General features: G+C 40.0%; 26 protein-coding genes. 23 read left to right on the top strand and 3 right to left on the bottom strand.

The genetic code is table 11. The features are described 5' to 3' along the window. Positions 1–9: 9 nt before the first annotated feature. Positions 10–387, bottom strand: a complete 378-nt coding sequence (locus tag CDZ88_RS10205) for a rhodanese-like domain-containing protein (RefSeq protein ID WP_442857096.1) — start codon at positions 385–387, stop codon at positions 10–12. Between the two features lie 193 nt (positions 388–580). Between CDZ88_RS10205 and CDZ88_RS10200 the strand changes: the two genes are divergently transcribed. Continuing rightward, positions 581–1,417, top strand: a complete 837-nt coding sequence (locus tag CDZ88_RS10200; RefSeq protein WP_100373454.1) for a lipoate--protein ligase family protein — start codon at positions 581–583, stop codon at positions 1,415–1,417. Positions 1,418–1,473: 56 nt separating this feature from the next. Here the strand turns inward: CDZ88_RS10200 and dat are convergent, their stop codons facing one another. Beyond that, positions 1,474–2,307, bottom strand: coding sequence for a D-amino-acid transaminase (gene dat, locus CDZ88_RS10195; protein WP_100373453.1), 834 nt, complete (start codon positions 2,305–2,307; stop codon positions 1,474–1,476). Positions 2,308–2,702: 395 nt separating this feature from the next. Here dat and CDZ88_RS10190 point away from each other — a divergent pair, with 395 nt between their 5' ends. The 4 genes from CDZ88_RS10190 to CDZ88_RS10175 all read left to right on the top strand — a co-directional run bounded on the left by CDZ88_RS10190 (position 2,703) and on the right by CDZ88_RS10175 (position 7,968). Next, positions 2,703–5,261, top strand: a complete 2,559-nt coding sequence (locus tag CDZ88_RS10190; RefSeq protein WP_100373452.1) for a vitamin B12-dependent ribonucleotide reductase — start codon at positions 2,703–2,705, stop codon at positions 5,259–5,261. 99 nt (positions 5,262–5,360) lie between these two features. After that, the gene (gene splB / locus CDZ88_RS10185) at positions 5,361–6,386 is read left to right on the top strand and encodes a spore photoproduct lyase (RefSeq protein ID WP_100373451.1); all 1,026 of its coding nucleotides are present in this window, start codon (positions 5,361–5,363) and stop codon (positions 6,384–6,386) included. 140 nt (positions 6,387–6,526) lie between these two features. Then, a complete protein-coding gene (gene mntR, locus CDZ88_RS10180; RefSeq protein ID WP_100373450.1) occupies positions 6,527–6,952 on the top strand; it encodes a transcriptional regulator MntR in 426 nt (141 codons plus the stop codon). Between the two features lie 119 nt (positions 6,953–7,071). Further along, the gene (locus tag CDZ88_RS10175; protein WP_100373449.1) at positions 7,072–7,968 is read left to right on the top strand and encodes a patatin-like phospholipase family protein; all 897 of its coding nucleotides are present in this window, start codon (positions 7,072–7,074) and stop codon (positions 7,966–7,968) included. 15 nt (positions 7,969–7,983) lie between these two features. Here the strand turns inward: CDZ88_RS10175 and CDZ88_RS10170 are convergent, their stop codons facing one another. Continuing rightward, complete coding sequence (locus CDZ88_RS10170) at positions 7,984–8,400, bottom strand: SA1362 family protein (protein ID WP_100373448.1); 417 nt, start codon at positions 8,398–8,400, stop codon at positions 7,984–7,986. Between the two features lie 281 nt (positions 8,401–8,681). On the opposite strand from CDZ88_RS10170, the gene CDZ88_RS10165 reads away from it, so the two are divergent. The 18 genes from CDZ88_RS10165 (at position 8,682) to nusB (ending at position 20,846) form a co-directional block, all read left to right on the top strand. Further along, the gene (locus tag CDZ88_RS10165) at positions 8,682–9,203 is read left to right on the top strand and encodes a YqhR family membrane protein (RefSeq protein WP_100374660.1); all 522 of its coding nucleotides are present in this window, start codon (positions 8,682–8,684) and stop codon (positions 9,201–9,203) included. A gap of 138 nt (positions 9,204–9,341) precedes the next feature. Then, the gene (gene aroQ / locus CDZ88_RS10160; protein WP_100373447.1) at positions 9,342–9,776 is read left to right on the top strand and encodes a type II 3-dehydroquinate dehydratase; all 435 of its coding nucleotides are present in this window, start codon (positions 9,342–9,344) and stop codon (positions 9,774–9,776) included. Position 9,777: 1 nt separating this feature from the next. Continuing rightward, entirely contained in the window at positions 9,778–10,848 is a 1,071-nt protein-coding gene (locus CDZ88_RS10155; protein WP_100373446.1) for a M24 family metallopeptidase, read from the top strand. Positions 10,849–10,936: 88 nt separating this feature from the next. Beyond that, on the top strand, positions 10,937–11,494 hold the full coding sequence (gene efp, locus CDZ88_RS10150) for an elongation factor P (protein WP_100373445.1): 558 nt from the start codon (positions 10,937–10,939) through the stop codon (positions 11,492–11,494). A gap of 115 nt (positions 11,495–11,609) precedes the next feature. Continuing rightward, the gene (locus tag CDZ88_RS10145; protein ID WP_198507843.1) at positions 11,610–11,891 is read left to right on the top strand and encodes a YqhV family protein; all 282 of its coding nucleotides are present in this window, start codon (positions 11,610–11,612) and stop codon (positions 11,889–11,891) included. Between the two features lie 12 nt (positions 11,892–11,903). After that, a complete protein-coding gene (spoIIIAA, locus tag CDZ88_RS10140) occupies positions 11,904–12,836 on the top strand; it encodes a stage III sporulation protein AA (protein WP_100373444.1) in 933 nt (310 codons plus the stop codon). Then, a complete protein-coding gene (spoIIIAB, locus tag CDZ88_RS10135) occupies positions 12,833–13,345 on the top strand; it encodes a stage III sporulation protein SpoIIIAB (RefSeq protein WP_100373443.1) in 513 nt (170 codons plus the stop codon). Before spoIIIAA ends, spoIIIAB begins: the two co-directional genes overlap by 4 nt. Before the next feature lie 29 nt (positions 13,346–13,374). Beyond that, a complete protein-coding gene (gene spoIIIAC, locus CDZ88_RS10130) occupies positions 13,375–13,581 on the top strand; it encodes a stage III sporulation protein AC (protein ID WP_100373442.1) in 207 nt (68 codons plus the stop codon). Between the two features lie 13 nt (positions 13,582–13,594). Further along, positions 13,595–13,987, top strand: coding sequence for a stage III sporulation protein AD (gene spoIIIAD / locus CDZ88_RS10125; RefSeq protein WP_198507889.1), 393 nt, complete (start codon positions 13,595–13,597; stop codon positions 13,985–13,987). Positions 13,988–14,017: 30 nt separating this feature from the next. Beyond that, positions 14,018–15,202: a stage III sporulation protein AE gene (gene spoIIIAE, locus CDZ88_RS10120; protein ID WP_100373440.1), complete on the top strand. Its 1,185-nt coding sequence runs from the start codon at positions 14,018–14,020 to the stop codon at positions 15,200–15,202. 16 nt (positions 15,203–15,218) lie between these two features. Further along, positions 15,219–15,860 (top strand): stage III sporulation protein AF, encoded by a 642-nt coding sequence (gene spoIIIAF, locus CDZ88_RS10115; RefSeq protein ID WP_157796528.1) that lies wholly within the window; start codon positions 15,219–15,221, stop codon positions 15,858–15,860. 5 nt (positions 15,861–15,865) lie between these two features. Then, positions 15,866–16,534 (top strand): stage III sporulation protein AG, encoded by a 669-nt coding sequence (spoIIIAG, locus tag CDZ88_RS10110; protein WP_100373438.1) that lies wholly within the window; start codon positions 15,866–15,868, stop codon positions 16,532–16,534. Positions 16,535–16,537: 3 nt separating this feature from the next. Next, the gene (locus tag CDZ88_RS10105) at positions 16,538–17,140 is read left to right on the top strand and encodes a SpoIIIAH-like family protein (RefSeq protein WP_100373437.1); all 603 of its coding nucleotides are present in this window, start codon (positions 16,538–16,540) and stop codon (positions 17,138–17,140) included. A gap of 140 nt (positions 17,141–17,280) precedes the next feature. After that, positions 17,281–17,694, top strand: a complete 414-nt coding sequence (locus CDZ88_RS10100; protein ID WP_100373436.1) for a hypothetical protein — start codon at positions 17,281–17,283, stop codon at positions 17,692–17,694. Positions 17,695–17,913: 219 nt separating this feature from the next. Further along, entirely contained in the window at positions 17,914–18,408 is a 495-nt protein-coding gene (gene accB, locus CDZ88_RS10095) for an acetyl-CoA carboxylase biotin carboxyl carrier protein (protein ID WP_100373435.1), read from the top strand. Positions 18,409–18,427: 19 nt separating this feature from the next. Then, positions 18,428–19,795, top strand: coding sequence for an acetyl-CoA carboxylase biotin carboxylase subunit (gene accC, locus CDZ88_RS10090; RefSeq protein WP_100373434.1), 1,368 nt, complete (start codon positions 18,428–18,430; stop codon positions 19,793–19,795). Positions 19,796–19,815: 20 nt separating this feature from the next. Beyond that, a complete protein-coding gene (locus CDZ88_RS10085; RefSeq protein ID WP_100373433.1) occupies positions 19,816–20,220 on the top strand; it encodes an Asp23/Gls24 family envelope stress response protein in 405 nt (134 codons plus the stop codon). Positions 20,221–20,438: 218 nt separating this feature from the next. After that, positions 20,439–20,846: a transcription antitermination factor NusB gene (nusB, locus tag CDZ88_RS10080; protein ID WP_100373432.1), complete on the top strand. Its 408-nt coding sequence runs from the start codon at positions 20,439–20,441 to the stop codon at positions 20,844–20,846. The last annotated feature ends 21 nt before the right edge of the window (positions 20,847–20,867 follow it).

The following is a 20,867-nucleotide window of genomic DNA, read 5'->3' as shown; positions in this document are numbered from 1 at the left end:
CTCTTTTGTTCATGCTTTCTTTTTGATCTTGCCTGTCCATTTCTTGAATCCACCTTGTAGGTGATAGATATCTTCGACGCCTCGTTTTTTCTTTAGAAGTTGTGCAGCTTGCTTACTTCTAGCACCAGACTGACAATAAAGATAGACAGGCTGATCTGTGCGTACTTCGTTTTGACGTTGACGTAGTTGTGACATTGGAATATTACGAGAGCCTAAAATGTGGCCGCCTTCGTACTCACGAGTTTCACGAACGTCAATTAGTTGTGCCTTGCGATAACCTTTAATGAAATCTTCTTGTGTTAGGGTCGTTAAATATTTTGGAGTATAGAAACGCTTAAACACTGCAAAAATGACGAGTCCTAAAAGTATTAACCATAAATACATCATAAATCTCCGTACACTCCTTCTACTTAAACAATCATTCTAGTTAAATTATAATCATCTCAACTCAATTTAGCAATTGTAAGATGAAATCTATAGACAATAGATGAGCGTTCATCGTCGCAATCTACTTGGCACATGTGGTTCGTTTTGTTACACTAGGTTGGAACTTTGATGATTATGTAGAAAGAAGCGATGCATAATGAAAGAAACTTGGCGTTTTATTGATTCAGGTAATTGTTCCGCAGCATATAATATGGCCTTAGATGAGGCGTTACTTGATTGGCATTCAAAAGGGAAAATTCCTCCGACGATTCGTTTTTATGGTTGGAACCCAGCAACTTTGTCGATTGGGTATTTCCAAAAGGTTGAAAAAGAAGTGAATATGGACGCAGTGAAAGCGTATGGATTAGGGTTTGTAAGGAGACCAACTGGTGGTCGAGGTGTATTGCACGATGATGAACTTACATATAGTGTGATTGTTTCAGAAGAGCATCCTGATATGCCGCATACGGTAACAGAAGCCTATCGAGTGATTTCAGAAGGGATACTTGAAGGGTTTAAGAAAGTGGGCTTAGATGCCTATTTTGCTGTTCCGCGGACAGAAGAAGAAAAAAGCGCATTGAAAAATCCGCGCTCAGCGGTTTGTTTTGATGCTCCTTCTTGGTATGAGCTAGTTGTGGAGGGGAGAAAAGTAGCAGGAAGCGCACAAACAAGACAAAAGGGAGTCATTCTTCAGCATGGTTCAATCATCCTAGATATTGATGAGGATAAACTTTTTGATTTATTTAAGTATCCGAGTGAACGTGTGCGGGAGAGGATGCAACGTAATTTTAAAAATAAGGCTGTTGCCATCAATGCACTACGAGCGACCGCTTTATCAATGGAAGAAGCCAAGGAAGCTTTTCGGTACGGGTTTGAAAAAGGGTTGAACATCGAGTTAGAACCATATACGTTAACACCTAAAGAAGAAGCTGAAGTACAAAAAATTGCTCAAGAGAGATATGAGCAAGATGAATGGAATTATCGCAAATAATTAAAAAGCACTGTCTCATAATTGAGACAGTGCTTTTTGCTCTTTAAATGAATTTCTTATGGTAGGAGGGAGGCAAAGGCTTCTTGAAGTTGTCTAGTAATTGGGCCGATCGAAAGTGTCGCATCAACTTGCCCTTTAATTGAGCGAACAGGTGTAATTTCCATAGTGGTACTTGTAATAAATACTTCATCAGCAATGGATAAGACTTCAATAGGGAATGCTTCTTCAATTACTTTTAATCCAGATTGCTCAGCCAAATCGATAACAAGCTGTCTAGTAATCCCGTTTAAGATTAGATTAGTGGCAGGGTGTGTGTACAAAGTCTTATCTTTTACTAAGAATAGATTCGACGATGACCCTTCTGTCATTGTGCCATCTCGATGCATGATCGCTTCATGACAGTGTTGATCGGCAGCTTCGCGCTTGGCCATCACATTTCCTAGTAGGTTGATGGTCTTAATGTCGCAACGTAGCCAGCGAATATCGTCTGTTAACCATAGATCAACACCGTCATTTAGTAAATCCTTCTTTCTCGGTAATTCTTCTGTATATCCAACGAGTACAGGTTCGTTTCCTCTTTTGTAAAGATGGTTACGAGGTTGTACGCCTCTTGTCACTTGTAGGTAGACGATTCCTGTTTGTAGTTCGTTTTTAGCTATTAATTGTTTAATGAGGTCGGTAAATGTTTCTTTTGTGATCGATAAGTCGATATCTAGTTTTTTTGCACTAGCATAAAAACGATCAAGATGCTCGGTTAAGGCAAAAACTTTTCCATTGTATGTACGAACGACTTCATAAATCCCATCTCCAAAGTGGTAGCCTCGATCATTAAAGTTGATAGATGCCTCATTACGACGTACAATCTTTTCTTGTTGCAGTACAAAATCCATCGTCAACCCTCCAACTATTTTTTCGGTTGCACTCAACCATTGTCTTCATTATCTGAACATCATAAAAAAAATTTGTCAATCATTTTTTAACTCTGTGTCGAACCAATACAGGAGAAGGCTTCTTTGAAGGTCGGGGTTTTGGCAAGAGTGAAATTGGTTCAAATTAACTGAGAAACCTGATTGAATATCTGTTAAACTCATATTTACTTGTTTTTTTTAGCTGTTTCATGTTTGACAAGATACTTTAAAAATGATCCTAAATACTATATATAGTGTATTTTATTTATATGGATTCAATATATTGATTGTTTGTTCTGTGTATGCTAGAATTGCCAGAGATAATTTTATTAGGACAAGATGTATCTTGTCCTTGTAAGAACGAGGAGGAGACGTGAATGGCGATGACGATGACAAACGTGATGCGCGTAAATGTCGAGGGACTAAATCAAGACATTGCGCATTTCCCACAAGTTCATCCAATAACCGAAGACATGCACATAACAAAGAGTGGTGTGTCTAGGCTCGTGATGCTTGACCGTTATACGTTTAAAGATACAGAAAAGAAAACGTTGAAAGAGGGGGACTTTGTCGTCCTTACGGTGAAAGCAGATCCGAAATTCCCTGCACGTGGATATGGCTATGTGACTGAGCTTGACCATGCTGAGAACAAAGCGAGAGTACTGGTTGATGAAGAGTTTCGCGGCGTATTAGAAGGGGATGAAGCGGAAACGGGAATCGTTAGTCGTTCACTCGATACGATTGAAAAACCGCTTGAACTATTTTACGAACAAATTGCTAAGCGTAATGCTACGGGTTTAGCTTCAGTAGAAGAAACAGTAGAACGTCGTCAACAATCATTTGAGCAATTTTATGATGAGCTCGTTCATATGAATTTTATACCTGCAGGACGAGTGTTATACGGAGCAGGAGCAGAGACCGATGTTACATACTTTAACTGTTATGTGATGCCGTTTGTAAAGGATTCACGCGAAGGGATCTCCGAACATCGTAAGCAAGTGATGGAAATTATGAGTCGAGGTGGCGGAGTCGGAACAAATGGTTCGACGCTCCGGCCGAGAAACACACTAGCACGCGGGGTGAACGGAAAATCGTCTGGGTCTGTTTCATGGTTAGATGATATCGCAAAGCTAACTCATCTAGTTGAACAAGGCGGTTCAAGACGTGGTGCTCAAATGATTATGCTTGCTGATTGGCATCCAGATATTTTGGAGTTTATTATTTCTAAGATGCAAAATCCACGTATTTTACAATTCTTACTAGAACAAACCAATGACGAGCAAATTCGTCGTTTAATAAAAGATAAATTAAGCTTTACGCCACTTTCTCCAGTAGAAGAGTCGATGTACCAGGGAATCGTTAACTTTAAAATGATTGACGGACATGGTGGCTTTGATCCAAAGGTAATAAAAGATGCTGAAGAGAAGCTATCTATAGGTGGGACGTACACTGTCAATCATTCAGAGTTTCTAACAGGAGCTAATATTTCGATCACTCTGACAAAAGACTTTATGGAGGCTGTGGAGAATGACGAAGAATATGCCCTCCGCTTCCCAGATGTTGAAAACTATTCAACAGACGATATGAAAACATACAATGAAACATGGCATGAAGTTGGCGATGTACGTGAATGGAGTGAGATGGGATACGAGGTTCGAACGCATCGACTCATTCGTGCAAAAGAATTGTGGAACTTAATCAACATTTGTGCCACATACAGTGCAGAGCCAGGGATCTTCTTTATCGATAATGCCAATGATATGACTAATGCTAAAGCCTATGGACAAAAGGTAGTAGCGACCAACCCATGTGGTGAGCAACCTCTTGCGCCTTTCTCTGTCTGTAACTTAGCAGCTATTAATTTAGCAGAAATGGCTGATAATGAAACGAAGTCCGTAAACTTTGATAAGTTGAAACGCACCGTAGAAGTAGGTGTGCGTATGCAAGATAATGTCATCGATGCAACTCCTTATTTCCTTGAAGAGAACACGAAGCAAGCAAAAGGGGAACGACGTGTTGGATTAGGTGTAATGGGATTACATGACTTACTCATTTACGCAGAGACTGTATATGGTTCTGATCATGGCAATAAACTTGTGGATCAGGTGTTTGAGACGATTGCGACAACTGCGTATCGTACAAGCATAGAACTTGCTAAAGAAAAAGGGAGCTTCCCGTTCTTAGTTGGTACAACAGACGAGGAAACGACCTCTCTTCGCCAAGCGTTTATTAACACAGGTTATATGAAGAAAATGCCTGAAGATATTCGCCAAGGCGTACTGGACCACGGAATTCGCAACTCTCATTTATTAACGGTTGCTCCTACGGGAAGTACTGGAACGATGGTTGGTGTATCAACAGGTCTTGAACCTTATTTCTCATTTAGCTACTTCCGTAGTGGCCGTCTTGGTAAGTTCATTGAGGTGAAAGCCGGAATTGTAGAAGAGTATCTTCAAGATAACCCGGGAGTGTCAGCAGATGAGCTTCCTGAATGGTTCATCTCAACAATGGAATTAGCGCCTGAAGCCCATGCTGATGTACAATGCATCATTCAACGATGGGTAGATAGTTCATTGTCTAAAACCGTCAATGCACCTAAGGGCTATAAGGTAGAACAAGTTCAAGCGGTGTATGAGCGCTTGTATCGTGGTGGTGCAAAAGGTGGTACGGTCTATGTTGATGGTAGTCGTGACGCACAAGTACTCTCTTTAAAAGCAGAAGATAATACATTCAATGAGGAAGAAAAAATCGAAGAAACAAAAAAACCAAGCAAGGTTGTATTAGTTAATACGGTTTCTGAAATTCGTTCAACAAATGTGACAATCGGTTCAGAGGTAGGAAATACATGCCCAGTTTGTCGTAAAGGAACGGTTGAGGATCTTGGTGGATGTAATACATGCACGAGTTGTGGTGCGCAATTAAAATGTGGATTGTAAAAGATAAGGTGGGCAGATGCCCGCCTTTTTTTGTTACCAAAAACATGCATACTAAAAGCATTCTTTTTGCGCACGCTAATCATAAAAGGAGGAGAGCGCATGAAACCATTCTCACCACAGCTCGTTTATATTGAACCTGGTGCATTAGAATACCCTTTAGGTAAGCAACTGAAAGAAAAATTTGAGAAGATGGATGTAGAGATAAGGGAAACAACATCCCATAACCAAGTTCGAAACATTCCAGGGGACAATGATTTGCAAAAATACCGTAATGCAAAGTCTACCCTTGTAGTTGGGGTAAGAAAAACATTGAAGTTTGATACGTCTAAGCCATCTGCAGAATATGCGATTCCTCTAGCGACAGGTTGCATGGGGCATTGTCACTATTGCTATTTGCAAACCACTCTCGGAGATAAGCCCTATATTCGTACGTACGTAAACTTGGAAGAGATTTTTGATGCGGCAGATAAGTACATAGAAGAGCGAGGGGATGAGGAAACTCGTTTTGAAGCTGCATGTACATCAGATATCGTTGGAATTGATCATCTGACGCATTCTTTAAAAAGGACGATTGAGCATATTGGTCAAACAGATAAAGGCCGCTTGCGCTTTGTGACAAAATATCATCATGTTGATCATCTTTTAGATGCTGAGCATAAAGGAAGAAGTCGTTTTCGTTTTAGTGTTAACTCTGATCACGTCATTAAAAGTTTCGAGCCAGGAACATCTTCTTTTTTGGAACGAATTGAAGCAGCTGGGAAAGTTGCCAATGCTGATTACCCACTGGGCTTTATTGTTGCACCTCTTATTCTACATGATGATTGGAAGGCAGGATATCTCGATCTATTCGAACGATTAGAAGCGACCTTACCATCCTATGCGAAAAAAGATTTGACGTTTGAGATGATACAACATCGATTCACAAAAACCGCAAAACGGGTTATTGAGAAACGATACCCTAAATCGAAATTAGAAATGAATGAAGAAGAACGTAAGTACAAATGGGGACGATACGGTAGAGGGAAGTACGTGTATAAAGATGACGAGGCAAATCAATTAAAAGATACGGTTCAGTCCTATATAGAAAAATTTTTCCCTGAATCAAAAATTGAATACTTTACGTAATGTAGGAATGTATGGTCTAAACATAATGATCATTGTACCAGGTCCCCACCTGTAGTAAAATAGAAATGTTGAAGATTGTGCGAAGCGACGGTGGGCAAACGCGTCTCTTACGTGTTTGTTGAATAATTGGAGGGGACCCTATGCCAACACCAAGTATGGAAGATTATCTAGAGAGAATATATATACTGATTGAAGATAAAGGGTATGCTCGAGTATCGGATATTGCGGAAGCTTTGGAGGTACATCCGTCTTCTGTAACAAAGATGGTCCAAAAGCTTGATAAAAGTGATTATTTAATTTATGAGCGTTATCGAGGATTAGTCTTAACTACTAAAGGAAAAAAAGTTGGCAAGAGACTAGTCTATCGCCATGAGCTACTTGAAGACTTCATGAAACTAATCGGGGTTGAAGAAGGTCATATTTATCAAGATGTTGAAGGGATTGAACATCACTTAAGTTGGGATGCGATTGATCGTATCGGTGATCTTGTTCAATACTTCCAAGAAGATGAAGGTAGAATTAGCTCCTTGCGAGATGTACAGAAGAAGAATGAAGAAGAACAATAACCACAGCAGTCTGCTGTGGTTTTATTTTTGTTTACGCTATGCCCTTAGATGGAAACTCATGAATAGTGTAGTGAACCAAGCTCATCTCTTCATAAAATATTATAGTGGAGGGGGTGCTCATGAAAATAGACGGTGTGTTTGCAGGCGGTGGAGTAAAAGCTTATGCCTTCGTTGGTGCTCTTGAAGTCATGGAAGAAAAGGGGTTTGAGTTTTCAAGAATGGCCGGAACAAGTGCAGGTTCAATTGTTGCTGCACTTATTAAAGCAGGGTATACAAGCCAAGAGTTATTCTCCCTTTTGAATGAATTAGACATTGAAGCATTTAAAGATGAACGAATGTCCTGGCTCCCATTTCCGGCAGCTAAATGGGTTCATATGTATTTTAAATTAGGTATTTATAAAGGGGACGCGCTTGAAGAATGGTTACGTGTCGTTCTTGAGAAAAAAAGAGTTAAGACATTTGCTGATCTGCCGAAAGACTCTCTAAGAATTATTGCGTCTGATATATCGAAAAGTAGAATGATGGTTTTACCTGATGACCTTGGGAGTTACGGACAAATACCGGAAAAGTTTCCAGTTGCTAGAGCTGTAAGGATGAGTTGTAGCATCCCATTTTTTTTTGAACCAGTCACAATATATGATCGGAAGCAAGGAGGAGCGAAATCGTATGTTGTTGATGGAGGAGTTTTAAGTAACTTTCCGATGTGGTTGTTCATGGATGGGAAAGCAAAAAAATGGAGGAGACCTGTGATTGGGTTTCAATTGTCACCTTCAATGCAAGCTACACCCCCAAAAGAAATAAAAAATGCCATTTCCTTGTACAAAGCATTGTTTGCTACGATGACAAAAGCACATGATACAAAGTATATTCAAGCTGATCATGCTAAAAATGTCGTGTTTATCCCTGTGATTGATGTAAGTGCAAAAGATTTTGAAATGAGTGATTTAGAGAAAAAGAGCTTAATTGATCTTGGGAGGGTAGAAACAGAAGATTTTTTGAAAGGCTGGAGATATTAAAAAAGAGAATCGGGCTCACAGATGAGCTCGATTCTTTTTCTTGTTCTTTTTACCTTCTATGACAGTGAAGTTATGATCAGTTCGTCTTTTTATCGCCGATTTGTTTGAATTTGGTTTCTTTTTCGCTTGGTTGGTTTGTGGTTTAAGAAAAACAGGACGATTTGAAGGTGCTTGTTGTTGCCTTACTGTACTCGTACGTTTCGCTTTCCTTAACTGACTCCGATTAGGGCCTTGAGGCCGTTTAGGTATTATACTCGTGCCAAAGCGTTTGGCTAGATAAAGTCGATATAAGAAGAAAATCACCGCAACAAACCCAGCGATAAATAAAACACGAGTAATCAACCCAATTGGATTGTAGATCATCTGATGACCTAGCCCAAAAATGGCTAAAGCAATGACGGCGAAAACAACCATCTGCATGGTGCGTTGCATACGAGCTCACCTCCAGGTAAATGTAAGATAGACTTTGAAGTTAATAGGATCGTTTATATGTTCATGGTGTAACCTGTTATAAAGAACTAGGTGACCAATGAATGGAGTATGTCCTTATATTCTACATGATTGAGCGAAATTCCTCTAATGAAATCGGTACTAAGTTTATTACTACATTCTACACAATTTATCCCTTATCCATTCGACAAAATCGAAAAAATGCGCTGTTGTTGCATGAACCATTTAAAGTCAAGGACATACTATTACTGGAGGTGTTTTTGATGGCACAACGTCAACAATTAGAACAAAATGATGTAGATGAGCAAATGACATATCCAGTAAAGGTGATGTTAATTGGCCTATTTGGTGGTTTAATTTGGTCAATGATTGGTTATTTTGCTTTTTATTTTAATTTTATTCGAGTCGGACCGGCCCTTGTATGGATGCCATGGGCTCTAGGGGATTGGAAGACAACTCACTGGGGACAGTGGGGGGGGATTCTAGCGATCGCTATTTTATCTATTGGGGTTGCGTTTCTTTATAAAGTGATTTTACAAAAAGTATTAAGTGTTTGGGCAGGTTTAGGGTTTGGACTCATTTTGTGGGGGATTGTTTTTTATGTGCTCAATCCATTCTTCCCAGGATTAAAAAGCGTTCAAAACTTAGATTCTAATACCATTGTAACGTCGCTTTGTTTGTATATTGTTTACGGGGTATTCATAGGATACTCAATTTCTTATGAGTATGCAGAACAGCATCATCACTTAAATGAAAATCATACTGAAGAAGACAAAGAACAATAACGAGTAAACTATTAAAGCGCTTCATTTCGATCTTCATTACATCTACTTTTCATGCGATTTTCTTCCTATATTACCATAGAGGTGGTACACTATTAGTGAAAAAAGAACGCGGTAATTAAGTGATGTGAGGAGGAGCGTATGAAACATTATGTTGTGATTAATGGACCAAACTTAAACCGACTGGGGAAGCGGGAGCCAACTGTATATGGAGATCAAACATTAGCTGATTTAGAAGATATGGTAAAGCAATCAGCATCCGAGTTGAATGTTAAGGTGACATGCTATCAGTCGAATCATGAAGGGGAGATCATTGATTGGATTCATGACGCTGCAGAGGGAGTGTCTGGTATTATTATTAATCCAGGTGCGTTCACCCATTATAGCTATGCTATTCGTGATGCCATTTCAAGTGTAGAAACCCCGGTGATAGAAGTTCATATCTCTAATGTTCATCAACGTGAAGCTTTTCGTCACCATTCTGTGATCTCAGCTGTGACGAAGGGACAGATTGTTGGACTTGGTTTGTCAGGATACACACTTGCATTAACCGCGCTCGTAAAAGGAGAGGATTAACTTGAATCGTATTGAAGCATTAAGAAGTGAGTTAAAAAAGAAAGGTTTAGATGGCCTTCTCATTACAAGCGCCCACAATCGTCAGTATATGACAACTTTTACTGGTACGGCAGGAGTAGCGATTATCTCAGAATCTAAAGCGGTTTTTATCACTGATTTCCGTTATATGGAACAAGCGCATGAACAAGCTAAAGGATTTGAGATCGTTCAACATACAGGACCTATTTTCGAAGAAGTAGCCAAGCAAGTCGAGGCTATGAACATTAAAGAATTAGGGTTTGAACAAGCCCATCTTACATACGAATTTCACCAAATTTACAACAAAGCGATTGAGTCAGCAACGCTTGTGCCTGTAGCTGGATTAGTCGAGTCTCTTCGAATGATTAAAGACGCTAATGAAATACAGTTAATTTCGGAAGCCGCTGAAATTGCAGACGCGGCATTTAGTCATATTACATCGTTTATTCGCCCAGGTTTAACAGAGCTTGAGGTATCAAATGAACTTGAATTCTTTATGCGTAAGCAAGGGGCAGCAAGTTCATCCTTTGATATTATCGTAGCATCAGGTTATCGTTCTGCTTTGCCTCACGGGGTAGCTAGTGAGAAAGTCATTGAAAAAGGGGAACTTGTGACGCTTGATTTCGGGGCGTACTATAAAGGATATTGTTCAGATATTACTCGTACGGTGGCTGTTGGCAAAGTGAACGATGAACTAAAGAAAATTTATGATACCGTCCTCGAAGCCCAGTTAAAAGGAATGAATGGGATCAAGCCAGGTATGACAGGTAAAGAAGCAGATGCACTCACTAGAGACTATATTACAGAACAGGGCTACGGTGAGTATTTCGGCCACTCTACAGGTCATGGTCTTGGGATGGAAGTGCACGAAGGACCATCTCTTTCTGTTAAATCAAGCACAGAGCTTAAACCTGGTATGATTGTTACGGTAGAACCGGGTATTTATATAGCTGGGGTAGGCGGCACGCGCATTGAAGATGATACGCTCATTACCGAAACAGGTAATAAATCATTCACCAAGTCGACAAAAGATCTATTGGTTTTAGGTGAATAAAAACTAGAAGGAACTTGTTGTAGGCTATGGTATAGTAAAGATTGTGATTGCCCACTAAATAAAGGTGGAAAGATGGAGGAAAATAACAATGATTTCAGTAAATGATTTTAAAACAGGGTTAACAATTGAAGTAGACAATGGTATCTGGCAAGTAATGGATTTCCAACACGTAAAACCAGGTAAAGGGGCAGCTTTCGTTCGCTCAAAGCTTCGCAACCTTCGCACAGGGGCTGTTCAAGAAAAAACATTCCGTGCTGGTGAAAAAGTAGCAAAAGCACATATTGAAAACCGCCGCATGCAATACCTCTATGCAAGTGGTGACATGCACAACTTTATGGACAATCAATCATTTGAACAGATTGAATTACCAGAAAAACAAATTGAGTATGAACTAAAGTTCTTAAAGGAGAACATGGACGTTCAAATCATGACGTATCAAAGTGAAACGCTTGGAGTAGAAGTGCCGAATACGGTTGAACTTGAAGTGACAGAAACAGAACCAGGAATTAAAGGGGATACAACTTCAGGTGGTACGAAGCCTGCCACGCTTGAGACGGGTTTAACTGTCCAAGTCCCATTCTTCATTAATCAAGGCGATGTCCTACTTATTGATACTCGTAGTGCATCATACGTATCAAGAGCTTAATACAAGAATCGAGTAAGACGAGCATCCATTTAGCAGGGTGCTCGTCTTTTTTGTGTTCTGAACACAAGGATCTTCTCATAAGGTTGTACAAAGCGAGTGTGCAGAGGTGAAGAGGTTGAAAACATGGTTTCTAACGATAGAGGGTGCGCTTCTAGCCATGGTCGGACTTCGATTACTTTCAGGTCTGATCGAACTAAGTGCAGCAGGACTTATGTTAAAGCTTAATAGTGTGGAAAAGGCAGTCGCGATCAATGCGATGTTAGCAATTATTGGACCGACAATTTTTATCTCTTCTATAATGATCGGCCTAACAGGCTTATCAGATCGAATATCTCTAATGAAACTAATCCTTATTGGCTCAGGCGTTTGTCTAATCTTAATAGGATTAAAGAAATGAGGGGGGAGTGAAATGTTAAAACACATCATACCAGTCGTTCCAGAATCTATCCGAACATTGTTGCAGCAGCTGCCAGTTACGATTAGAAAAGATATTGAAGAAGTACGCATACGTGTAGCAAGACCACTTGAAGTGATCGCATCAGGAAGACCATACTACCCAGAAAAAAATAAAGAATCGTACATCGTCACTCCACAAGATGGTCAATTTTTACTTAGTCAACTAAGCCAACACTCCCTCTATGCCTTTGAGGAAGAGCTCAAAAAAGGATTTATTACGATCCAAGGGGGACACCGTGTAGGACTTGCAGGAAAAGTCATTCTTGAAAAAGGCCATGTAAAAACGATTCGAGATGTGAGCTCTTTCAATATTCGTATCGCCAGACAGGCAATAGGGGTTGCTGATCAGATTTTATCCGATGTATATGACCGAAGATGGCTCAATACCTTGTTAATCGGTCCTCCTCAAACAGGTAAAACAACGTTACTTCGAGATTTAGCAAGGCTAATTAGTGAGGGGGTACAACAACGCAATATTGCACCGCTGAAAGTTGGAATTGTCGATGAACGCTCTGAAATTGCTGCGAGCTTAAAAGGTGTTCCACAACATCAATTAGGAGCAAGGATAGATGTGTTAGATGGATGCCCGAAAGCGGAAGGAATGATGATGATGATCCGTTCAATGAGTCCAGATGTCTTGATTGTGGATGAAATTGGAAGGAGGGAAGATTGTTTAGCCATTCAAGAGGCGGTCCATGCAGGGGTTAAAGTGATGACGAGTGCCCACGGTTATACATTAGAAGATGTGATCAAAAGACCTGCGATGCAGGAGTTGCTTCAATTTGGAGCCTTTGATCGATGTGTTGAGTTAACGCGAACAACTAAGCCTGGGGTTGTGAAAAAGGTACGACGGATCAATGAATACAACATGGGGAAACAGAAATGAAACTATTCGGTGCGATCGTAATCATCCTTGTCACAACAGCTGTTGGGTTTGAACTTGCAAGACGTTTAAGTGAGCGGCCACGTCAGTTAAGACAATTGAAAATCGCGATCCAATCATTAGAAGCGGAGATTTTATTCGGATTAACACCACTTGCTGAGGCCTCTATTCATTTAGCTAAACAAACACCAAAGCCCATTTGCTATTTGTTTGAATCATTTGCTTATAAGTTGAAGCATGGAGAGCAAACAGCCTATACAGCATGGGAAGAGAGTATAGCTGAAATGTGGTCATTATCCTCCCTTTTACAAGCAGAACAAGAGATCTTGAGACAATTTGGTGCGACACTCGGTCAACATGATCGTGACCAGCAACAAAAGCAGATAAAAATGACGCTTGCTCATCTAGAAAGAGAAGAATTAGAAGCAAGAGATCGGCAACATCGATATGAACGTATGGTAAAGAGCTTAGGTTTTTTAACGGGACTACTAATCGTTATCTTACTCATGTAATCGTAATGGGTGTATAGGAGGAGGAGAACATCGTGTATGATGTGAACACGATTTTTCAAATCGCAGGAATAGGTATTGTAGTAGCTATGATTCATACAGTCTTAAAGCAAATGGGTAAAGAGGATTGGGCGCATTGGGTCACGTTAATTGGATTTGTAGTCGTTCTTTATATGGTAGCGACGATTATCGATGATCTTTTTCAAAAAATTAGAACGGTCTTTTTGTTCCAAGGATAGGGGGTGAGTTGCGATTGATATTATTCAAATAGTGGGCTTAGGACTGATCGCAACCTTCCTTGCCCTTGTCGTTAAAGAGCAAAAGCCAATGTTCGCCTTCTTGTTGACGGTCTTTGTTGGAGTCGTGATCTTTGTCTTTTTAGTAGACGAAATCACAAAAATTATCACGATGCTTGAATCAATTGCTAGAAGTGCCAATATCAATATGATGTACTTGCAAACCATCTTAAAAATTATTGGTATTGCTTACATTGCTGAATTTGGAGCACAAATTGCAAAGGATGCGGGACAAGCTGCGATATCAACAAAAATAGAGCTCGCTGGAAAGATTCTTATATTAGTTATGGCTATCCCTATTTTGACAGCTGTGATTGAAATGGTCCTAGCTTTATTGCCAACGACATAATTATGGAGTAATGAGGGAGGAGGAGGTTTGTTGAATCGTTTATTGTACGGATTCATATTTATCATCTGTTTGTCTCTTATTCCTATAAATGTCCAAGCAGAATCCAGTACAACAGAGGGTGAAGACGGAGCCAACTTTGTTGAGAGACAGCTTGAAAACCTGCAACTTGACGAGGTAAGGAGCTACTGGGAAGAAATCTCTACTGAATATGGAGGTTTTTTGCCCGAAAGTCAAAAGGGAAGTTTCTTAGAATTTGTTCGGGGAGACAAGCAGTTTTCATTTAAAGAATGGGGGGTGGGCCTTCTCCGCTTTCTTCTGCACGAGTTAATTGTTAATGGGAAGTTGCTTGGAACATTGATTTTGTTGACGATCTTCTGCATGATCTTGCAATCATTACAAAATGCGTTTGAACAACATGCCATTAGTAAAGTTGCGTATGCCATTACGTACATGGTCCTAATGATCATTGCATTAAATAGCTTCCATGTGGCGATTACTTACGCACAAGATGCTGTTAGTAACATGATTCATTTTATGATTGCGCTCTTGCCACTCCTCCTAGCGATTATGGCAGCAGTTGGCTCGATCACATCAGCGGCGATGTTTCATCCGCTAATTATTTTTTTGGTTCATACGAGTGGATTACTCATTCAATATATCGTGTTACCATTACTGTTTCTCTCGGCTGTTCTTGGGATTGTAAGTACGTTAACCGATCATTACAAAGTGACGAAACTCGCCAATTTTCTGCGAACGATTGCAGTCGGAACGTTAGGTGTGTTTCTTACCATTTTTCTTGGCGTTATTTCTGTACAAGGTGCAGCGACAGCCGTAGCCGATGGAATTACCGTTCGGACAGCGAAATTTATTGCAGGAAACTTTGTCCCAGTCATTGGACGGATGTTTACAGATGCCGCTGATACTGTGATGAGCGCCTCGGTTTTATTAAAAAACACAGTCGGAATGGCAGGCTTGGTCATCTTGCTTATGCTATGCGCGTTTCCTGCTATCAAAATATTATCATTAGCCATTATCTTTAATTTATCAGCAGCTATTTTGCAACCGCTTGGAGGAGGCCCAATTATTGAATGTTTATCAATTATTGGGAAAGCTGTCATTTATGTTTTTGCGGCCTTGGCCATAGTGTGTTTGATGTTCTTTTTAGCGATTACGATCATGGTTGCAGCTGGAAACCTATCCTTTATGGTTCGCTAAGGAAGGAGGATGTGCATTGGGTTTTATTACAGAATGGCTCACCAATATTATTCTATTAATTTTATTAGCAACGATCCTAGAGCTGATGCTGCCAAATTCGGTGATGCAACGATACGTAAAAATGGTCGTTGGTTTGTTGTTACTCGTGATGATCCTACAGCCTTTGTTATCAATCTTCACAGAAGATGTCGATGAATGGCTCTTTTCCTTAACGAGAGAATCTGATCAATTAGAGAGAACGATAGAACATGAAATAAATTTACAAAAAAGTGGGTTAGAGCTCGGTCTTCGTGCATATATTTCAGAACAGATGGCTGTCCAATTGGAAAGTGAAGTGGATGAGGAGTTAGGAGATCAGTTCGCACTTGAAATCACTCGAGTGGATGTGCAGATGAGGGAGTCAGCCAATCAGACACCGACTGCTGAGGATGTTGAAGTTGTCATTGTTGGTTTACGTGATAAAAACCAACCTCAAGATGGAACAAGCAATGAGACGGCGGTCACTCCGGTTAGTGTCGTTAGTATTGATGCGACATCCCCGCTGCCAACCGAAGGCGACGAAGAGGTCAAAGATCTTACTGCTGTCCATCAATTTCTTTCAGCCAATTGGGAAGTCCCAAAAGAAATGATTTTGCTAGCGTGGGAAGGAGGGGAATAAGCAGTATGAATCAAGATGAAAAGAAGGATCGTCAGTGGCTGAGTACATTACTAAAAAGTTCTGGTAACAGTCAAAAAAAGAGAAAATTACCTTTGCACTATGTTGTCTTAATTGGCTGTATCGGGATCTTACTCATGGTCGCTGGAAACCTTCTGACCAATCAACCAATGGATCAAGAACAATCCTTACCTGTCTTCAAAGAGGGGGAGGAAAAAGAGGATACTGAAGTTTTTGGTAGAAACACCTCTGCTGAACCTTACTCAATGGAAGATTACGAGATGCGTTATGAAAATCAACTACGTGACACGCTAGAGCAAATTGTAGGCCTTAGTGATGTGTCCGTTATGATCAATTTAGCAGAGTCTGAACGCAGTATCTATGAAAAAAACATCAATGCTAGACAACAAAATACGAACGAAACCGATCGTGAAGGAGGTAAGCGGACAGTTGATGATGTTACCCGTGATGAGCAATTAGTCATTGTAAGAAGTGGTGATAAAGAGGAGCCTGTCCTTATAGCGAAGGAAAAACCGACAATTAGAGGGGTGCTTATCGTAGCAGAAGGTGTAGATAATGCCCAAGTGAAATCTTGGGTCATTGAAGCGGTAAGCAGAGTTCTCGATGTTCCGTCTCATCGTGTCTCTGTTATGCCGAAAAAAATGGAGGAGGAATAAGAAATGGTCCTTAAAAAACAAACAGTTTGGTTATTAACAATGCTCAGTTTAATCGTGGTGCTATCAGCCTATTACTTTATGACACCAACAACAATGACAGAAGATATTGCGTTTGTTGATGATCAAGAAGTCGTTGAAAATCAAGAGGTGACAGGGGACTCTGAAGATGTTGTCGTCAATGTAGTTGAAGAGTTTGAGACAGTCGATGAGGCAACAGGGGAAGAAGTAGATTCAACTACTACAGAAGTTAATTCAATGAACAGCGGTGAATTTTTCGCGACAATGAGAATTGAATTACAAGAAAGCCGCGATCGTATGGCAGAAGAGTACACGAAAATTCAAGCGGCATCCGATGTTCCAGCAGAGAAGGTCGTTGAAGCTCATGAGAACAGCATGGAACTTCTTGCATTATCGCAACATGAATCTATGCTTGAAACATTAATTAAAACAAAAGGGTACAGTGATGTTCTTGTCATGGCTGAAGGTGAAGAAGTCAAAGTTATTGTTCAGACAGAAGAGTTATCAAGTGCGCAAACGGTAGAAATTATGGATATGGTTGCTGATCAATTAGGAAGTGGGAAGAGCGTTGTAGTAAGTCACGAATAGGATTTAAAGGAGCACTGGTCATGGAAATGGCCAGTGCATTTTATTTTTGAGCGCTTGTCAACTTTCACAAAGAGGTGCATTGGACGTAGTAGCGTGTTATAATACGTCAATGTAACTTGAATATGAGGAGCGATACGTACATGGAATGGACGGACTTAACAGAGGGTGCTAAGGCGGTACTCGAACAAACACGTAATTTAAAAAATGACAATATCCAAATTGTTGAATTTGAAGTAGGTTTTGAGCAACATGTAGAGAATGAGGATGGTCATTCCTACACTGTTTCTATTCAAGAAGAAGATTATCAAAGCTTAAAGAAATATACGCAAGAAAATGAATACGGTGATAAATATCATATGGCCCGTAACAAAGATATCGTCAAAATCATCCTATTAGAAGATGGGAAAATTCCCGAGAACTTATCTGAGTTCCCTGTTTTCCGTCAATATAAGAAGGAAGCTCTACTAGCAGCTGAAGCAGAAGCGGCTGCTGTAGATCAAGAAGCAACAGAAGAAACAACAGAAGAAGAAACTACAAAAGAAGACACAGAGTAAACCTCATTGTTGTTGCCAAAGAAAAACTCCTTATTCCCTACTTGGATGAAGGAGTTTTTCTCTTTTTCACGAATACAATATTATGAAACCCTTTGGTGATTTAAACGAGTAACTTGAACTCATATGCTATAATGAGGGTATCTATGCAACAATCAACTTTACCTCTTAAAACTAGCATTAGTATTTATGGAGGTTATTAAGAAAAAGGAGCGTACATATATGTTGAAAGTACAAGAAATTAAAGAACTTATCCGTGCAATGGATCAATCAAGCCTTGATGAAATGAAATTTGAACAAGAAGGTACAAAGATCATCCTTAAGAAACAATCTGCTGAGACAGCAGTCACGGTAGCTCCACCAGCCTTACCTGTGAAACAAGAAGTTTCAACTACACCACAAGCAGCTGAGGTTGAACGTATTTCTAGCCCTTCAGCACCAAAGTCTAAAGAGACAGCTGAAGCTGATCAATCAAATCAACATACAATTAAATCACCAATGGTAGGAACATTCTATGCTTCGCCGTCACCGGATGCAGATGCTTATGTGAAAACAGGAGATGTCGTAGGTGAAGAATCAGTAGTATGCATTGTTGAAGCGATGAAATTAATGAATGAAATTGAAGCAGAAATAAAAGGAAAAGTCGTCGAGATCTTAGTTCAAAATGGTGAATTAGTTGAGTATGGTCAACCGTTATTTGTCGTAGAAGCTAGCTAAAGGATAGGAGTGGGGATAGTTGATAAAAAAATTACTTATTGCCAATCGAGGAGAAATTGCTGTTCGAATCATCCGTGCTGCCCGTGAAATGGGTATTGAAACCGTAGCCGTATACTCTGAAGCTGATAAAGAAGCTCTTCATGTACGTATTGCTGATGAAGCATATTGCATAGGGCCGACACCATCAAATAAGAGTTACCTAAATTTCACAAACATTATGAGTGTAGCTACTTTAACAGAGTCTGATGCGATCCATCCCGGTTATGGGTTTTTAGCTGAGAATGCTGATTTTGCTGAAATTTGTGCTGCATGTAAAGTGACGTTTGTTGGTCCAAGCCCTCAAGCAATTAACAGAATGGGAACGAAAGATGTCGCTCGTGATACGATGGCTCAAGCTGGCGTACCGATCGTACCTGGTTCAGATGGAATCGTAGAAGATGCTGAAGCTGGCATGAAGGTTGCTGAGGAAATCGGATTTCCTGTCATCATTAAAGCGACAGCTGGTGGTGGCGGTAAGGGTATCCGTGTTGCTCGTACTCCTGAAGAATTAAAAAAAGGAATGAACATCACGCAACAAGAAGCAGCAACTGCATTCGGTAACCCTGGTGTCTACATTGAGAAATTCATTGAAGATTTTCGTCATGTAGAAATTCAAGTATTAGCTGATAATTTTGGAAATGTTATTCACTTAGGCGAACGTGACTGTAGTATTCAACGACGCCTTCAAAAGTTAATCGAGGAAACACCTTCTCCAGCCATTAGCCCTGAGAAAAGAGCAGAAATGGGAGCCGCGGCAGTTGCTGCAGCAAAAGCGGTTGATTATTCTGGTGCTGGTACAGTCGAATTTATCTTTGACCATAACACGGGTGACTTTTATTTCATGGAGATGAATACCCGCATTCAAGTTGAGCATCCTGTGACAGAGATGGTTACAGGTGTTGATTTAATTAAAGAGCAAATTAAAGTAGCGAGCGGTCAGGAATTGTCGCTGAAACAAGAAGATGTGACATTTAACGGATGGTCGATTGAATGTCGTATTAATGCAGAAAACCCATCTAAAAACTTCATGCCGTCTCCTGGTAAGATTACAAGTTACTTGGCACCAGGTGGATTTGGGGTACGTGTTGATTCTGCTGTGTATCCTGGTTACGTCATCTCACCTTTCTATGACTCGATGGTTGCTAAAGTTATCACACACGCAGCAACGAGAGAAGAAGCGATAGAACGGATGAAACGTGCATTAGCTGAGTTTGAGATTGAAGGTGTCGATACAACTGTACCGTTCCACCTCAAGCTTTTAAATCACGAAACATTTGTTTCAGGAGATTTTAATACAAGATTTTTAGAAGAGCATGATGTAATGGGTGTAAAGGCTTTAACTAAATAAACAGTTGGAGGAATAAACTCATGAATGAAAACCATATTTTAGAATTAGAAGATCAAAAGTCAGAGTTAGGCACAGTTGAGATTTCACCTGAAGTGATTGAAGTTATCGCAGGTATTGCCGCATCCGAAGTTGAAGGTGTAGCAACTATGCGCGGTAACTTTGCAGCGGGTGTTGCCGAGAAGCTAGGTCGTAAAAACCACGGTAAAGGTGTAAAGGTAGAACTCGCTGAAGACGGGATTACTGTAGATGTATCTGTCGTCATCACATACGGTGTTTCTGTACCAGAAGTAGCTAATTTAATTCAAAACAATATTAAACAAGCACTTCAAACGATGACTGCGATTGATTTAGAGGCAATCAACGTTCATGTTGTTGGGGTACAGTTTGAAACAATAGAAGTTGTAGACCCTGAAGCACTTTCATAGCTCATTAAAGAAAGCGACCAAGAATAACTCTTGGTCGCTTTCGCGCATTTCAACTTAATTTCGAATAAATGTCAAAAACTCACAATTGAATATTGCGAAAACGAAGAGTTGGCTATACTAAATTGAAGATTGTTCTGTTTTCATCAAAGGTGTTATGCTATTATCAACATATTAAATGACTTATTTTATTAATGAGTACAAAGGGGTAAGAACGTATAATGAATCGAAGACTGGCACGACTAAGAGCAGCGCAAGCTTTGTATCAAATGGACCTTACAGGATCAGAGGCAGAGAGTGCAATAGAAAGTGTATTAGATGATAATGAAGAGCAAAGTGAGTTTTTTAAAGAGCTGATTCATGGAACGACAGAATTACAAGCTGACCTTGATGAAAAGATTTCAGCAAATTTAAAAGGTTGGACAATCGCTCGTATGGGTCACGTCGACCGTGCAATTATCCGAATGGCTATGTATGAAATGTTAAAAGTAGAAGATATCCCAGTGAACGTAACATTTAACGAAGCGATTGAACTTGCTAAAGCATTCGGTGGGGAAGAGTCTGGTCGTTTTGTAAATGGAGTCCTTTCAAAGTCAATTGAAACATTAGACCTTGATCGTAAAGAATAAATATAAATTTAGTTAAAGAGT

It is taken from the genome of Bacillus sp. FJAT-45037 (assembly GCF_002797325.1).
GTDB lineage: Bacteria > Bacillota > Bacilli > Bacillales > Bacillaceae_D > Alkalihalophilus.
This window is presented reverse-complemented; position numbering and strand designations above follow the sequence as displayed.

Bases quoted from the DNA above. Each gene is read 5' to 3' on its own strand.
- CDZ88_RS10085 (WP_100373433.1), top strand. From the start codon at position 19,816: ATGAATGAAAACCATATTTTAGAATTAGAAGATCAAAAGTCAGAGTTA.
- mntR (WP_100373450.1), top strand. From the start codon at position 6,527: ATGCCAACACCAAGTATGGAAGATTATCTAGAGAGAATATATATACTG.
- efp (WP_100373445.1), top strand. From the start codon at position 10,937: ATGATTTCAGTAAATGATTTTAAAACAGGGTTAACAATTGAAGTAGAC.
- CDZ88_RS10170 (WP_100373448.1), bottom strand. From the start codon at position 8,400: ATGCAACGCACCATGCAGATGGTTGTTTTCGCCGTCATTGCTTTAGCC.
- dat (WP_100373453.1), bottom strand. From the start codon at position 2,307: ATGGATTTTGTACTGCAACAAGAAAAGATTGTACGTCGTAATGAGGCA.
- spoIIIAA (WP_100373444.1), top strand. From the start codon at position 11,904: ATGTTAAAACACATCATACCAGTCGTTCCAGAATCTATCCGAACATTG.
- spoIIIAG (WP_100373438.1), top strand. From the start codon at position 15,866: ATGAATCAAGATGAAAAGAAGGATCGTCAGTGGCTGAGTACATTACTA.
- accB (WP_100373435.1), top strand. From the start codon at position 17,914: ATGTTGAAAGTACAAGAAATTAAAGAACTTATCCGTGCAATGGATCAA.
- CDZ88_RS10190 (WP_100373452.1), top strand. From the start codon at position 2,703: ATGGCGATGACGATGACAAACGTGATGCGCGTAAATGTCGAGGGACTA.
- aroQ (WP_100373447.1), top strand. From the start codon at position 9,342: ATGAAACATTATGTTGTGATTAATGGACCAAACTTAAACCGACTGGGG.
- CDZ88_RS10105 (WP_100373437.1), top strand. From the start codon at position 16,538: ATGGTCCTTAAAAAACAAACAGTTTGGTTATTAACAATGCTCAGTTTA.
- CDZ88_RS10165 (WP_100374660.1), top strand. From the start codon at position 8,682: ATGGCACAACGTCAACAATTAGAACAAAATGATGTAGATGAGCAAATG.
- CDZ88_RS10100 (WP_100373436.1), top strand. From the start codon at position 17,281: ATGGAATGGACGGACTTAACAGAGGGTGCTAAGGCGGTACTCGAACAA.
- spoIIIAB (WP_100373443.1), top strand. From the start codon at position 12,833: ATGAAACTATTCGGTGCGATCGTAATCATCCTTGTCACAACAGCTGTT.
- CDZ88_RS10205 (WP_442857096.1), bottom strand. From the start codon at position 387: ATGATGTATTTATGGTTAATACTTTTAGGACTCGTCATTTTTGCAGTG.
- nusB (WP_100373432.1), top strand. From the start codon at position 20,439: ATGAATCGAAGACTGGCACGACTAAGAGCAGCGCAAGCTTTGTATCAA.
- splB (WP_100373451.1), top strand. From the start codon at position 5,361: ATGAAACCATTCTCACCACAGCTCGTTTATATTGAACCTGGTGCATTA.
- CDZ88_RS10175 (WP_100373449.1), top strand. From the start codon at position 7,072: ATGAAAATAGACGGTGTGTTTGCAGGCGGTGGAGTAAAAGCTTATGCC.